Below are 13,054 nucleotides of genomic sequence, written 5' to 3' on the forward strand. Positions count from 1 at the left end.
CGTGCCCGCTCAAGAGAGTCGGGTGAAGCGGGATCATGACGCCGATTCCTCATCTTGGCACGACGTGTCTCGCGGACCGCCGCTGGAGCCGAGGAAGATCCGTTTCGATAGTTCTGGGAAACCGCGTCATGACCTTCGAGGGGTGCACTCTCTCAGGATGAACAGCAGGATTCCCGGCGACGGGGACCCTGCTGGGTCGTCCTCGGACGGCCACGATGCGCGCCACGGCCGGTGCGCGTCGGGCAACGGACCCGAAACGTTGCAGATCTCGACGGGAGGGGGCGCCTCCGTGCGTACCCGTCGACAGGCCGGGAGTGGTGCTCGGGGGCGAGCATCACTCCCGGCCGCCTTCCCGTGCGTCGCTCGGATCAGTCGAGCCAGCTGACCTCGGGGGAGCGGTGGAAGGCGATGCCCGCGGCCGACCAGCTCTGGGCAAGCTCGGCCAGTCGGACCCGGAAGTCGCTCCAGTCCGGCGCGCGTCGCTCCGACCAGCCGATCTCCGCGATGGACGCGATTCGTGGGAAGACGAGGAACTCGAGGGTCTGCACGTCTGGCACGGTCTCCGTCCAGAGCGGGGCTTCGACGCCGAGGATGTCCTGCTCACCGACCCCTTCGACGATGTCGGTCGGCTCCCAGACGGCAGAGCGTTCGACACTCGTGGGGCCGTCCGCCCAGGTGAGGCCGGCCGTCGCGATGTCGGGGTACTGCATGTCGAGGTAGGCGGCGTCCGCCGGGGACATGACGACCTGCCCGCCCTGATCGACGAACGAGCGCAGCTTGTCGGCGTGACCGTGCTCGGGGGAGACGTAGTTCCAGTACTGGCCGATGGTGCCGGACGCGAGCTCGCGTGACGCGCCGAACTCGTGCCAGGCGATGGCGGTCTTCCCGGTCGTGGCGACCAGCTCGGAGACCCGACGGGCGAAGTGGAGGAAGTCCGCCTCAGGGGTGGCGAGCGCTTCGTCGCCGCCGAGGTGGAGGTAGGGGCCCGGGGTCATCGCGGCGAGCTGGGTGAACACGTCGTCGAGGAACTCGTAGGTGGACTCGGCATGGATGTCGAGGCTCGAGAAGCCGACCTCCGTGCCGGTGTACGGCTCGCGGGCGACGCCGTCCGGGTTGAGCTCCGGATACGCCGCGAGGACCGCGTTCGTGTGGCCGGGGACGTCGATCTCGGGGACGATCGTGACGCGGCGGGCGGTGGCGTACTCGATGATCGCCCGGTAGTCGTCGGCGCTGTACGAGCCGCCCTCACCACCACCGACCGCGGTCGCCGCACCGATCCTGGTGAGCTCCGGCCACCCGGCGATCTCGAGGCGCCACCCCTGGTCGTCGGTGAGGTGCAGGTGCAGGTGGTTGAGCTTGAGCGCGGCGATCTGGTCGATGAACCGCTGCACCTGCGCGACCGTGAAGAAGTGCCTCGCGACGTCGAGCATCGCGCCGCGGTAGGCGAAGCGCGGAGCGTCGTCGACGACGGTCGCGGTGATGATCCAGTCCTGTGCGCCGGCCATCGGTGCCCAGTTGTCCGGCGGGAGGAGCTGCCGGAGCGTCTGCGTGCCGTGGTGGACCCCGTCGGCGTCCGCACCGACGATCTCGACACCGGAGGCCGCGGCGGTCAATCGGTAGGCGCCGCTCGTCGTCGACAGGCTGGGGTCGATCGACAGCGTGATGTCCGTGCCCACGGAGTCCACGACCTCCTCTGTGCCGATGGGCTCGACCGGGAGGGCGAACCCCGTCGAGGCGCGCAGGGCCTCGGCGAGGATCCGGGCCGTGGTCGCCGCCGACGGGTCGGTACGGATCACCGAATGCGCCGACAACCGGAACGGGGGAGCGGAAGCGTCCGTGGTCTGCGAGACGGGGCGGGGCAGCAGGCTCATGCGCGGTTCCTTCGGCGTCGGCGACGCGGGATCGTGGGGCTGGATCGGGTTTTGTTCGGAGGGTGAACAAGCTTCGGGCCATCCTGACACACCGGCCCCCACCGCTGCCCGACCTCTCCACAGGACGGTGCGCGTCGGGCGTCCCGTTGCTATGCTGCTAGCAGTCGCAACTGGCGTATAGACGGAGTTCCGCTCCGCCTCAGATGGTCCACCATCGGGGAGCGACCCTGCACCTTGAAGACAAGGGCGGATTCGGCCGCACGCCTGGGCCGAAACGGCACATCACCGACATCCGTTCTGTCACAAAAGGGAGCCAGTCTTGTCCGACACCTTCAACGCGCCACTCTCCGAGGTCGATCCCGAGATCGCAGCGGTCCTCGAGCAGGAGCTCGGTCGCCAGCGCAACACCCTCGAAATGATCGCGAGCGAGAACTTCGTGCCCGTCTCCGTCCTGCAGTCGCAGGGCAGCGTCCTCACCAACAAGTACGCCGAGGGCTACCCGGGTCGTCGCTACTACGGCGGCTGCGAGTTCGTCGACATCGCCGAGTCCCTCGCGATCGAGCGGGCCAAGAGCCTCTTCGGTGCCGCGTACGCGAACGTCCAGCCGCACTCCGGCGCCACGGCCAACGCCGCGGTCCTCTCGGCGATCGCCACCCCCGGCGACACCATCCTCGGTCTCGAGCTCGCCCACGGTGGTCACCTCACCCACGGCATGAAGCTCAACTTCTCCGGCAAGCTCTACAACGCCGTCTCCTACGGCGTCGACCCCGAGACCTTCCTCGTCGACATGGACGTCGTCCGCGACAAGGCACTCGAGCACAAGCCGCAGGTCATCATCGCCGGTTGGTCCGCCTACCCGCGCCAGCTCGACTTCGCCGCGTTCCGCGCGATCGCCGACGAGGTCGGCGCGAAGCTCTGGGTCGACATGGCGCACTTCGCCGGCCTCGTCGCCGCAGGCGTCCACCCGTCGCCCGTGCCGTTCGCCGACGTCGTGTCCTCCACCGTGCACAAGACCATCGGCGGCCCGCGCTCCGGCTTCATCGTGAGCCGCGACATGGAGCTCGCCAAGAAGCTCAACTCGAACGTGTTCCCCGGCCAGCAGGGCGGACCGCTCATGCACGTCATCGCCGCCAAGGCGACGGCGTTCAAGCTCGCCGCCACGGCGGAGTTCAAGGACCGCCAGGAGCGCACGCTCCGCGGTGCCAAGCTCCTCGCCGAGGCGCTCACCTCCGAGGCGTCGAAGGCCGCCGGCATCGACGTCCTCACCGGCGGCACCGACGTGCACCTCGTGCTCGCCGACCTCCGCACCTCCGAGCTCGACGGCCAGCAGGCCGAAGACCTCCTCCACGAGGTCGGCATCACGGTCAACCGCAACTCGGTGCCGTTCGACCCGCGCCCGCCGATGGTCACCTCCGGTCTGCGGATCGGTACCCCGGCACTCGCGACGCGCGGCTTCGGCGACACCGAGTTCGCCGAGGTCGCCGACATCATCGCCCTTGCGCTCCGCAACGGTGCCGAGGCCGGAGCCCTCCGGGAGCGCGTCACGGCGCTCGCCGAGCGCTTCCCGCTCTACCCCGGCCTCCAGCAGTAGGGCGCGGGCGCATGACCGCACAGATCCTCGACGGTAAGGCCACGGCCACCGCCATCAAGTCCGAACTCGCGATCGAGGTGGCCGCGCTCAAGGAGCGCGGCATCTCGGTCGGGCTGGGCACCGTCCTCGTCGGGTCCGACCCGGGTTCGCAGTGGTACGTCGCCGGGAAGCACCGCGACTGTGCCGAGGTCGGCATGGAGTCGATCCGACGCGACCTGCCCGAGACGGTCTCGCAGGAGGAGCTCGAGGCCGTCCTCGACGAGCTCAACGCCGATGAGAGCTGCACCGGCTACATCGTGCAGCTGCCGTTGCCGAAGCACATCGACACCGACGCGATCCTCGAGCGCATCGATCCCGAGAAGGACGCCGACGGGCTCCACCCGACCAACCTCGGGCGTCTCGTGCTCAACGTGAACCGTCCGATCCACACGCCGCTGCCGTGCACGCCGAAGGGCGTCATCGAGCTGGTGGAACGTCACGGGATCAGCTGGGCGGGCAAGCACGTCGTCGTCGTGGGCCGCGGGGTAACCGTCGGTCGCGCGATCGGCCCGCTGCTCACCCGTCGCGAATACAACGCGACGGTCACGCTGACGCACACCGGAACGGTCGGACTCGACGACATCCTCCGCACCGCCGACGTGATCGTCGCTGCGGCGGGCGTCCCCGGGATCGTCACGCGCGATGCCGTGAAGCCCGGCGTGATCGTCCTCGACGTCGGGGTGAGCCGCGAGACCGACCCCGAGACCGGCAAGTCCCGGGTCGTCGGCGACGTCGCCCCGGACGTGGCCGAGGTCGCCTCATGGATCAGCCCGAACCCCGGTGGTGTCGGCCCTATGACCCGCGTCGGTCTCCTCGCCAACGTCGTCCGCATGGCCACCCCCTGACCCAGCCCGCGAACTGTCACTCGACGCTAGTCCGGCGCCCCGCGACTAGCCGGAAGTGACAGTTCGCGAGCCAGTGCAGTGAGGATGGGCGACGGGTCCGTCAGGTGCGAGCGATTCACCCGGATGACCCGCCAGCCCGCTGCCATGACGCGGTCGAGGCGATCGATGTCGTGGAAGATCTGCCGTTCATCCGTGAAGTGGGTGCCGCCGTCGTATTCGACGAGGACCCGCTGTTCGGGATACACCAGGTCGCCCAAAGCCAGAAACCGTCCGTGGGCGTCCGTGATCACCTCGTTGACCAGCGGTTCCGGAAGGCCCGCGCGGACGATCAGCAGGCGCAAGGCGGTCTCCATCGGCGAATCCGTCCGAGGCCGCATCATCGAGAACGCGAGCCGCAGCCGTTTCGCGCCGCGACGGCCGTTCATCCGTGCCAGCCCGCGGACGATCTGCTGCTCCGAGGCCAGTGGTCGCTTGCGGCGGAGCAGCACGTCGCCGGCGATCACCAGGTCGTCCAAGGGGAGCCGGGTTCCGAGCTGACACCAGGCGTCGACGGCGGTCAGTACCGGCAGTCCTTCGACGGCGACGACTTCCCAGTGGTCCCCGTCGAGTTGATGCCCGCGCACGCCCGCTCCTCGAGGCGCGCGTGCCGGCGCGATGGAGGCGACATCGAGTGGTGCCTCGTGTTCCCAGGTGGGCACGGGGAGGCCGTGCAGGGCCGCCGCGCTCACGTGGCTGAAGAACTGCCCGTCGTGCAGGAGCGGGGCATAGGCGTGACAGCGTCCGGGGATGTCCGTGGGCTGGTCGAGCGGTGCCCGGACGCCTCGGTGCGGCGTGGCGAGGTCGCTCGCTCGTAGCCGCGATCGAGGCACGCCGAGTTCGTCGGCGTCGGCCATGGAGAACGGCTGCTTGTCGAGTTCGAGGGGGAGGGGGCGTCGGAGGACCATCCCACCACGGTGCCGACTGTGGCGCTTCGGCGTCGGAAGTTCTCCACACCCTGCCCGCGAACTGTCACTCGACGCTAGTCCGAGCCGTCGGGACTAGCCGGAAGTGACAGTTCGCGGGCAGGGGAGGGGGAGGTCAGGATTCTCGGGTAGCGCCGGCGGCGGGGCGGACGGGGAAGATGGTCGGGGCGGTGAAGGATGCCTCGGCGAAGGCCGCCGTGACCGCCTCGGACACGGACGACGCCAGGGCGACGGGGACCAGGGCGATCGCCGCGCCGCCGAACCCGCCACCGGTCATGCGCGACCCGATCGCACCCGCGGCCATCGACGTCTCGACGGCCAGGTCGAGCTCCGGCACCGAGATCTCGAAATCGTCACGCATCGACGCGTGCGAGGCCACGAGCAGCTCGCCGATCGACGTCGGGCCGTGCTCGCGCAGGGTCCGGACGGTGTCGAGGACCCGCTGGTTCTCCGTCACGACGTGACGGACGCGACGGAAGGTCTCGTCGTCGAGCAGCTCACGAGCGCGGTCGAGGTCGCCGACCGTGACGTCGCGGAGTGAGTCGGCGCCGAGTGCTGCGGCCCCCGCCTCGCAGGACGCCCGACGTGCCGCGTACCCGCCGGAGACGTGGGCGTGCTCGACGCGCGTGTCGATGACGAGCAGCTCGAGGTCGTGCTCTTCGAAGCCGAGGGGGATGACGTCGGTCTCGAGCGAGCGGCAGTCGAGGAAGACGCCGCAGTCACGCTGGCCGAGGAGCGACGCCGACTGGTCCATGATGCCGGTCGGAGCGCCGACCGCCCGGTTCTCGGCGAGCTGGCAGATCTTCGCGAGCGTCCGGCGGTCGTGGTCGAGGTGCCAGATCTCGGTGAGTGCGACGGCGACCGAGGCCTCGATGGCCGCGGAGGAGGAGAGACCGGCCCCGACCGGGACGTCGGAGTCGATGTAGATGTCGACCCCGGGCACCTCCTGTAAGGGGGCCCCGAACTGGCCGAGCGCCCACGCGACGCCGAGCGGGTAGGCGGACCAGCCGTGCAAGGCATCGGGATCGAGCGCGCGCACCGAGACCTCGACGATCTCGGGTGAGAAGCTGCTCGACACGCGGATGCGGTCGTCGTCGCGACGCCGGACGGCTGCGACGGTGCGGCGGTCGATCGCCATCGGGAACACGAAGCCGTCGTTGTAGTCGGTGTGCTCGCCGATGATGTTCACGCGGCCGGGCGCGGTCCAGAGGCCGTGCGGCTCGCTGCCGAAGGCGTTCTCGAATCCGCTCGTGGCGGTGCGCTGCAGGTCGGTCATACGGGGTTCTCCTCGTCGGCTGCGGCGATCGCGGCGCGCAGGGCGGTGGCGGTGGTCTCCGGCGGGACGTCGCCGATCCAGGCGCCCATGGCGGCCTCGGAGCCGGCCAGGTACTTCAAGCGGTCGGCTCCACGACGCGGGGAGGTGAGCTGCAGGTGGAGTCGGAGCTCGTCGCGGTGGACACGGGTCGGGGCCTGGTGCCAGGCGGCGATGTACGGGGTCGGGGTGTCGTACAGGGCGTCGACGCCGCGCAGCAGCCGCAGGTAGAGGACGGCGAGTTCGTCCCGTTCCTCGAGCGAGGTGGCGGCGAAGTCGGGCACGTGCCGGTGGGGGAGGAGGTGCACCTCGACGGGCCAGCGCGCCGCGAACGGGATGAACGCCGTCCAGTGCTCGCCGGCGAGGACGACGCGCTCGTCAGCCTGCTCCGCGGCGAGGATGTCGGCGAAGAGGCCGGGACCGTAGGCCTCGCTCGCGGCGATGAGACGCTGGGTGCGCGGGGTCACATAGGGGTAGGAGTAGATCTGTCCGTGCGGGTGGTGGAGGGTGACACCGATCTGCTCCCCACGGTTCTCGAAGGGGAACACCTGCTGGATCGAGTCGATCTGCGACAGCGCGTGCGTGCGGCGGGCCCACGCTTCGATCACCGTGCGCGCCCGGGTGCGGGACAGCGAACCGAAGGAGCCGGTGCTCGACGGACTGAAGCTCACGACCTCGCATCGGCCGACCGAAGTGCGCGTCCGGCCGATCCCGATCGTCTTGAGGTCAGCGAGATCGACCGGTGCGTTCGCGTCTTCCAGGAGCGGCCCGAAGGACGGCGACTTGTTCTCGAAGACCGCGACGTCGTACTGGTCGGGGATCTCGGAGGGATTGGACGGGCTCGCGGGTGCGAGCGGGTCGAGGTTCGCGGGTGGCAGCATCACGCGGTTCTGGCGGGCGGCGGCGATCGAGATCCACTCACCCGTCAGCGGGTCCTGGCGCATGGACGCGGTCGGCGGTCGTGGGGCGAGTTCGCGTGCGTCGGGCAGTCGCTCCGCGGGCAGCGTCGTGTCGACGTCGTCGAAGTAGATGAGCTCGCGACCGTCGGCGAGGCGCTGAGTCGAGCTCGCGATCGCCGGGTCGATGACGAAGGTGTCGTCGAGTGGGGGCATGGGGATCCTCAGAACGGGTTGTCGAAAGGAAACGTACAACGTTTCGCCTTGAAAAGTATAGGCAAGTCCGCGAAGATTCATGCATGTCCGACGACGAGCCGATGCAGTTGCCCGCCCCACTGCGACGCGACCGCATCCGTGAGCTCCTCGACGAGCGCGGCTTCGTTCGCGTGGCCGACATCTCCGACGACTTCGGCGTCTCCCGGGTGACCGCCCGAACAGACCTCGACACCCTCGTCGACCAGGGCGATGCCGTCCGCGTGCACGGTGGCGCGATGCCCGTGCAGGGACGCGACGCCGTGGAGTCGCCGATCGAACTCGCGACCGCGACCTCGGCCCATGCGAAGCAGCGGATCGGTGAGGCGGCGGCCGCGATGGTGCGCTCCGGTCAGAGTGTAATCGTCGACGTCGGCAGCACCGGCCTCGCCCTCGCCCGCGCGCTCAAGGCTCGCCGCGACCTCGCCGACGTCGTGGTCATCACGAACGGCCTGACCATCGCGCTCGAACTCGAGTCGGAGATCCCGAGGTTCTCGGTGATCGTCACGGGCGGGTCGCTCCGACCGCTGCAGCATTCGCTCGTCGATCCGCTCGCCGGGTCGCTGCTCGGCCAGGTCCACGCCGATCTCGCGTTCATCGGGTGCAACGGTGTCGACGCCGGCCATGGCGTGACCAACGTCAACCTGCCCGAGGCCGAGGTGAAGGCCAGGATGGTTCGCGCCGCCGAGCGGGTGGTCGTGGTCGCCGACGCCTCGAAGCTCGGGGTGCGGCAGCTCGGCCGGATCGCCGGGCTGGAGGCCTTCGACGCCCTCCTGACCGACGACGGGGCCGCGCCCGAGACCATCGCGCTCCTCCGGGAAGCGGGACTCGCGGTGACGCTCGTCCCACTCGGCGACTGACCTCGCGCCGCGTCCCGTCCCGCCCCGCCATCCCGCTGTCCCTCGCCGCGTCCCAGCACTCGCGCGCCGACTGCCCGATGCGGCAGCATGATCGCATGACTGATCGAGCGCATCCGGCCGTGTCCATCGTCGAGCAGACGCTGCGTGATCGCGGGGCTCAGGGCGAGATCACCTGGCTCGACGACGCTGCGCGCACGGCCGCGCTCGCAGCGGAGGCATTGGGTATCGAGGTCGGGGCGATCGCGAACTCCCTCGTGTTCACGCTCGACGGCGAGCCGACGCTGATCCTCACGAGCGGCGCCCACCGTGTGGACACCGCCTGGGTCGGCGAGCGGCTCGGTGGACGGCTGAAGCGTGCTGACGCCGAGGTCGTCAAGGCGGCGACGGGGCAGGTGATCGGTGGTGTCGCGCCCGTCGGTCACCCGGAACCGATCCGCACCTACGTGGACGAGGCGCTCGCCGCCTACCCGGAGGTCTGGGCCGCAGCCGGCCATGCGCACACGGTGTTCCCGACGACCTTCGAGGAGCTCGTGCGGGTGACCGGCGGGCAGGTCATCGCGGTGGAGCCGCCGAAGGATCCTGCGGGGTCGTCGGCAGCTGCGTCGGTGTAGCCACCGGAGCGGCCATGGCGGCCGGCGGCATTCCCTGCTGCTTCGTGACCCGGCTCGGCGGCAGTGGAGCCGTCACGGTCACGCCGTTCCTGCGGCCCCACCAGGTGCTCGCGACGGCTGCGGTCACGCAGAGCGCCATCGGGATGAGCATGAACGGTCCGCCGGCGCCCTCGCCTCGTTCGAAGACCTGATCGGTCTGCGACATGAGCGCCGTAGGCACCAGGAGGAGGACGTTGTTCGTCGCGTGGATGAGCACCGGAGCCTCGAGACCGCCGGTCCCGCGGGCGGCGAACGACATCGAGGCGCCGAACACGAAGTAGTAGGCGATGAGCCATGGGTCACCCGCGAAGTGGACCGAGGCGAAGACCGCGCCGGAGACGACCGTACCGACGAGGAACGCGGTGATCGGTCGGCTGAACCAGGATCCGACGGAACGCTGGATGAGGCCGCGCGCCCCGTACTCCTCGCCGGCCGACTGCAGCGGCGTCGTGAGGATCACGACGGCGAGCATCGCGATCATGGTGCCGTCGACCACGATGGGCTCGAGCGGGGAGAGCAGGACGGACGCGCCGACGTACACGATCCACACCGGGACGATGATGAGCGCCAGGCGCCCGAGCCAGCGCCAACGGAAGCGCCCCTCCACCGAGGACAGCCACCGTGGACGGACGCCGAAGATCGCCCACTGGATGAGCATCGACACCGGGATGAGCGCGGCGAGCGACAGGTTGTTCGCGAGCATCGTCACCGGCGTCAGCGTCATGAGGCCGTTCGCGACGTCGTCGAGTGTGTAGGCCCCGGTGGCCACGTCCACGATGAGCGCGATGCCGCCGAGCACGATCGAGAGGATCAGGAACCCCACGACGAGCAGGAGGAGCGCGAGCGCGCCACGCCACCAGGCCGGTGCGGCGCGGAGGGCGTGGTCGTACGTCGCGAGCTGCCGCTGGGGCACGGCTGGATCGACGGGCGTCGAGGCCGGCATCGACGCCGGTTTCGTCGAGGGGAATGGCGAAGGCTTCTGCGGGTGCTGTCCAGGATCCGTCATGCTGCCAGGGTAGGCAGCCGTCGCGGCCGGACGCGTCCCCCGAGCGATGGACGACGAGCGACGGATAGGCCGTGATCGGCCTGGTCCCGAGCGCTCGACGGTGGGAGACTGACCGGTATGGCCGGACATCGCATCTTCACGACGAGCTTCGCCAGCGTGTACCCGCTCTACGTCGCGAAGGCGGAGCGGAAGGGCCACACGAAGGACGAGGTGGACCAGGTCATCACCTGGCTCACGGGCTACGACGACGCCGCGATCGAACGGGTGCTCTCCGACGGTACCGACTTCGAGACCTTCTTCGCCGAAGCACCGGCGATGCACCCCAACGCATCGCTCATCACGGGCCTCATCTGCGGCATCCGCGTCGAGGAGATCGAGGATCCCCTCATGCAGCGCGTCCGTCAGCTGGACAAGCTCGTGGATGAGGTCGCGAAGGGGAAGAAGATGACCTCGATCCTCCGCACCTCCGCCTGACCGCCGACCGCGTGTCCCTTCGATGACGCACACGGCCGCCGCGCGAGTGCGCGACGGCCGTGTGCTCGGGACCTGGTTGGATCAGTGCGCGAGCACCGGTTCTGCGGACGCCTCCGGGGCGTGGTGCAGGGCGAGTCCCTGGTTGCGTCGGCGGAACAGCAGTGCCGCCGTCACCGCGCCGACCGTGAAGAACCCGGCACCCCAGAAGTAGGCGGTCTGATAGCTCTGGATCGCAGCTTGCGCCAGCACCTCGGGGGTGGGCGGCGCGTTGTCGGTCACGTAGGCCGTGGCGGCGCTCGCCGCGAGGGTGTTGAGCAGCGCCACACCGATCGACCCTCCGACCTGCTGGCTCGTGTTGACCGTCGCCGAGGCGACCCCGGCGAACGCCCGGTCGACACCGAGCGTCGCGGTCTGCATCGAGGCGGGCATGATCGATCCCATCGCGAAGCCGAGCACCATGAGCGCGGGCATGACGTTGCCGACGTAGGAGCTGTCGAGGTCGAGTCGGGTGAGGAGGAGCATGCCGATCGCACCGAGCGTCATCCCGAACGGCACCATGACCTTCGGCCCGAAGCGGGGGACGAGGAGGTTGGTCCCCAGCTGTGCGGCGAGCACGAGCATCGCGATCATCGGGAGGAAGGCGAAGCCCGTCTGCTGCGGTGAGTACCCGAGCGAGGCCTGCAGGTAATAGGTCACGAAGAGGAAGATGCCGAACATCCCGGCTCCGGCGATCATGACCGAGATGAACGCGGCACCGCGGTTGCGGTCGAGGATGATCGACAACGGGAGGAGCGGGTGTGCGGCCCGACGCTGCCAGAGGACGAACACGACGAGGAGCACGGCTGCTGCGGCCAGGAAGGCCCAGCTGAGCGGCGAGTCCCAGCCGTCGGTCTCGGCATTGGCGAAGCCGTACACGAGGCTGAACAACGCACCCGAGACGAGGACGGTGCCCGGAACGTCGAGCTTGGGGCGAGGGCCGGTCGTCTTCGGGGTGGTGATGAAGAGGACCGCCCCGACGATGGCGACCACGGCGATCACGACGTTGATGTACAGGTTCCAGCGCCAGTCGAACTGCTCGGTGAGGAATCCGCCGAGGAGGAGACCGACCGCGCCACCTGCGCCGGCGATCGCGCCGAAGACGCCGAACGCGCGGGCGCGCTCCTTCGGGATCGTGAAGGTGGTCGTGAGCATCGCGAGCGCGGTCGGTGCGAGGAGGGCGGCGAAGACGCCCTGGAGCGCCCGCGCGGCGACGAGGGTGCCGAACGAGTCGGCAGCACCTCCGAGGGCCGAGGCGATCGCGAACCCGACGAGCCCGATGATGAACGCCCGCTTCCGGCCCATGAGGTCGGACAGGCGTCCGCCGAGCAGCAGCAGGCTGCCGAAGGCGAGGGAGTAGGCGGTGACGATCCACTGGCGGTCGCCGTCGGAGAATCCGAGGTCGGCCTGGGCGGCGGGCATCGCGATGTTCACGACGGTGGCGTCGAGCACGACCATGAGTTGCGCGAGGCCGACGGTGACGAGCGTCCACCAGCGGCGTGAGGAGACTGCCGGGGTTCCGGCGGCGAGGTTCGAAGTCATGCTGAGGACTCTATACGGAACTGGGCAGTTTCGGAACCGAATAGTTCCAGAACGTTGGAGTTCCTGAACTATGCTGTTCCGGGAGATGAAAGGGAGGTGAGCCGCGATGACGCAGCTCGAGACCCCACCCGCAGCGCCGAAGCTCGGCCGGAAGCGCGATCACACCCGGGACGCCGAGATCCTCGACGCCGCGCTCGACGTCCTCGCCGATACGGGCTACGCCGGGATGACGGTCGACATGGTCGCCGCGCGGGCGAAGGCCGGCAAGGCGACGCTCTACCGCCGATGGGCGTCGAAGTCCGAACTCGTGATCGACGCGGTCGCCTGCATGAAGCAGATCGATCCCGACTTCTCGAAGCTGCCCGACACCGGCTCACTCCGCGGCGACCTCGTCGCGATGATCAAGGCACCGTCCATCGCCGAGGGCGAGCGCAAGATGCGCGTGTTCGCCGGCGTGATGTCGATGATCTCGGATGCCCCGGAGCTCACGGAGTCCATCCACGCGGCGATCGTGGAGCCGCGCATGGCGGTCAACCGCTTCCTGTTGCAGCGCGCGATCGACCGCGGTGAGATCCGCGCGGACGCCGATGTGGAGACGCTTGCGCTGATCAGTCAGGCGATGGTGAGCTATCGCGTGCTCATGCTGCGGGAGCCGGTGACGCGTGACTTCCTCGTGTCGGTGATCGACGGCGTCATCATCCCGGCCGTCCGGAGGTAG

General features: G+C 69.4%; 12 protein-coding genes and 1 riboswitch. Of the genes, 6 read left to right on the forward strand and 6 right to left on the reverse strand.

All coding sequences use genetic code 11. The features are described 5' to 3' along the window. Window positions 1-368: 368 nt before the first annotated feature. Window positions 369-1,871, reverse strand: a complete 1,503-nt coding sequence (locus B9Y95_RS01180) for a beta-N-acetylhexosaminidase (RefSeq protein WP_085510299.1) — start codon at window positions 1,869-1,871, stop codon at window positions 369-371. 158 nt (window positions 1,872-2,029) lie between these two features. Continuing rightward, window positions 2,030-2,148: riboswitch (ZMP/ZTP riboswitch) on the forward strand. Window positions 2,149-2,190: 42 nt separating this feature from the next. Here B9Y95_RS01180 and glyA point away from each other — a divergent pair. After that, window positions 2,191-3,462 carry a serine hydroxymethyltransferase gene (gene glyA / locus B9Y95_RS01185; RefSeq protein ID WP_064296623.1) on the forward strand — a complete coding sequence of 424 codons (1,272 nt, stop codon included), beginning with the start codon at window positions 2,191-2,193 and terminating at the stop codon, window positions 3,460-3,462. Between the two features lie 11 nt (window positions 3,463-3,473). After that, the gene (locus B9Y95_RS01190) at window positions 3,474-4,346 is read left to right on the forward strand and encodes a bifunctional methylenetetrahydrofolate dehydrogenase/methenyltetrahydrofolate cyclohydrolase (RefSeq protein WP_085510300.1); all 873 of its coding nucleotides are present in this window, start codon (window positions 3,474-3,476) and stop codon (window positions 4,344-4,346) included. Window positions 4,347-4,372: 26 nt separating this feature from the next. On the opposite strand, the gene B9Y95_RS01195 is transcribed toward B9Y95_RS01190, so the two are convergent. The 3 genes from B9Y95_RS01195 to galT all read right to left on the reverse strand — a co-directional run bounded on the left by B9Y95_RS01195 (window position 4,373) and on the right by galT (window position 7,732). Beyond that, window positions 4,373-5,290 (reverse strand): hypothetical protein, encoded by a 918-nt coding sequence (locus B9Y95_RS01195; protein ID WP_085510301.1) that lies wholly within the window; start codon window positions 5,288-5,290, stop codon window positions 4,373-4,375. A 133-nt stretch (window positions 5,291-5,423) separates the two neighbouring features. After that, window positions 5,424-6,584, reverse strand: a complete 1,161-nt coding sequence (galK, locus tag B9Y95_RS01200) for a galactokinase (RefSeq protein ID WP_085510302.1) — start codon at window positions 6,582-6,584, stop codon at window positions 5,424-5,426. Further along, window positions 6,581-7,732 carry a galactose-1-phosphate uridylyltransferase gene (gene galT / locus B9Y95_RS01205; RefSeq protein WP_085510303.1) on the reverse strand — a complete coding sequence of 384 codons (1,152 nt, stop codon included), beginning with the start codon at window positions 7,730-7,732 and terminating at the stop codon, window positions 6,581-6,583. Before galT ends, galK begins: the two co-directional genes overlap by 4 nt. A gap of 83 nt (window positions 7,733-7,815) precedes the next feature. Between galT and B9Y95_RS01210 the strand changes: the two genes are divergently transcribed. Together B9Y95_RS01210 and B9Y95_RS01215 are read left to right on the forward strand one after the other, a co-directional pair. After that, a complete protein-coding gene (locus tag B9Y95_RS01210; protein ID WP_085510304.1) occupies window positions 7,816-8,628 on the forward strand; it encodes a DeoR/GlpR family DNA-binding transcription regulator in 813 nt (270 codons plus the stop codon). 95 nt (window positions 8,629-8,723) lie between these two features. Further along, window positions 8,724-9,239, forward strand: coding sequence for a YbaK/EbsC family protein (locus B9Y95_RS01215; RefSeq protein ID WP_085510305.1), 516 nt, complete (start codon window positions 8,724-8,726; stop codon window positions 9,237-9,239). Here the strand turns inward: B9Y95_RS01215 and B9Y95_RS01220 are convergent. Then, entirely contained in the window at window positions 9,181-10,284 is a 1,104-nt protein-coding gene (locus B9Y95_RS01220; RefSeq protein WP_159453311.1) for a CPBP family intramembrane glutamic endopeptidase, read from the reverse strand. The genes B9Y95_RS01215 and B9Y95_RS01220 overlap by 59 nt on opposite strands. A 117-nt stretch (window positions 10,285-10,401) precedes the next feature. Between B9Y95_RS01220 and B9Y95_RS01225 the strand changes: the two genes are divergently transcribed. Next, the gene (locus B9Y95_RS01225) at window positions 10,402-10,758 is read left to right on the forward strand and encodes a DUF2200 domain-containing protein (RefSeq protein WP_085511018.1); all 357 of its coding nucleotides are present in this window, start codon (window positions 10,402-10,404) and stop codon (window positions 10,756-10,758) included. A gap of 81 nt (window positions 10,759-10,839) precedes the next feature. Here B9Y95_RS01225 and B9Y95_RS01230 read toward each other — a convergent pair whose 3' ends face one another. Next, a complete protein-coding gene (locus B9Y95_RS01230; protein WP_085510307.1) occupies window positions 10,840-12,336 on the reverse strand; it encodes an MFS transporter in 1,497 nt (498 codons plus the stop codon). Between the two features lie 106 nt (window positions 12,337-12,442). Here B9Y95_RS01230 and B9Y95_RS01235 point away from each other — a divergent pair, with 106 nt between their 5' ends. Continuing rightward, complete coding sequence (locus B9Y95_RS01235) at window positions 12,443-13,054, forward strand: TetR/AcrR family transcriptional regulator (protein WP_085510308.1); 612 nt, start codon at window positions 12,443-12,445, stop codon at window positions 13,052-13,054.

It is taken from the genome of Plantibacter flavus (assembly GCF_900177615.1).
Classification (GTDB): domain Bacteria; phylum Actinomycetota; class Actinomycetes; order Actinomycetales; family Microbacteriaceae; genus Plantibacter; species Plantibacter flavus.

Coding starts and splice junctions, on each gene's coding strand:
- B9Y95_RS01180 (WP_085510299.1), bottom strand. CDS start 1,871: ATGAGCCTGCTGCCCCGCCCCGTCTCGCAGACCACGGACGCTTCCGCT.
- B9Y95_RS01190 (WP_085510300.1), top strand. CDS start 3,474: ATGACCGCACAGATCCTCGACGGTAAGGCCACGGCCACCGCCATCAAG.
- B9Y95_RS01195 (WP_085510301.1), bottom strand. CDS start 5,290: ATGGTCCTCCGACGCCCCCTCCCCCTCGAACTCGACAAGCAGCCGTTC.
- galK (WP_085510302.1), bottom strand. CDS start 6,584: ATGACCGACCTGCAGCGCACCGCCACGAGCGGATTCGAGAACGCCTTC.
- galT (WP_085510303.1), bottom strand. CDS start 7,732: ATGCCCCCACTCGACGACACCTTCGTCATCGACCCGGCGATCGCGAGC.
- B9Y95_RS01210 (WP_085510304.1), top strand. CDS start 7,816: ATGTCCGACGACGAGCCGATGCAGTTGCCCGCCCCACTGCGACGCGAC.
- B9Y95_RS01215 (WP_085510305.1), top strand. CDS start 8,724: ATGACTGATCGAGCGCATCCGGCCGTGTCCATCGTCGAGCAGACGCTG.
- B9Y95_RS01220 (WP_159453311.1), bottom strand. CDS start 10,284: ATGACGGATCCTGGACAGCACCCGCAGAAGCCTTCGCCATTCCCCTCG.
- B9Y95_RS01225 (WP_085511018.1), top strand. CDS start 10,402: ATGGCCGGACATCGCATCTTCACGACGAGCTTCGCCAGCGTGTACCCG.
- B9Y95_RS01230 (WP_085510307.1), bottom strand. CDS start 12,336: ATGACTTCGAACCTCGCCGCCGGAACCCCGGCAGTCTCCTCACGCCGC.
- B9Y95_RS01235 (WP_085510308.1), top strand. CDS start 12,443: ATGACGCAGCTCGAGACCCCACCCGCAGCGCCGAAGCTCGGCCGGAAG.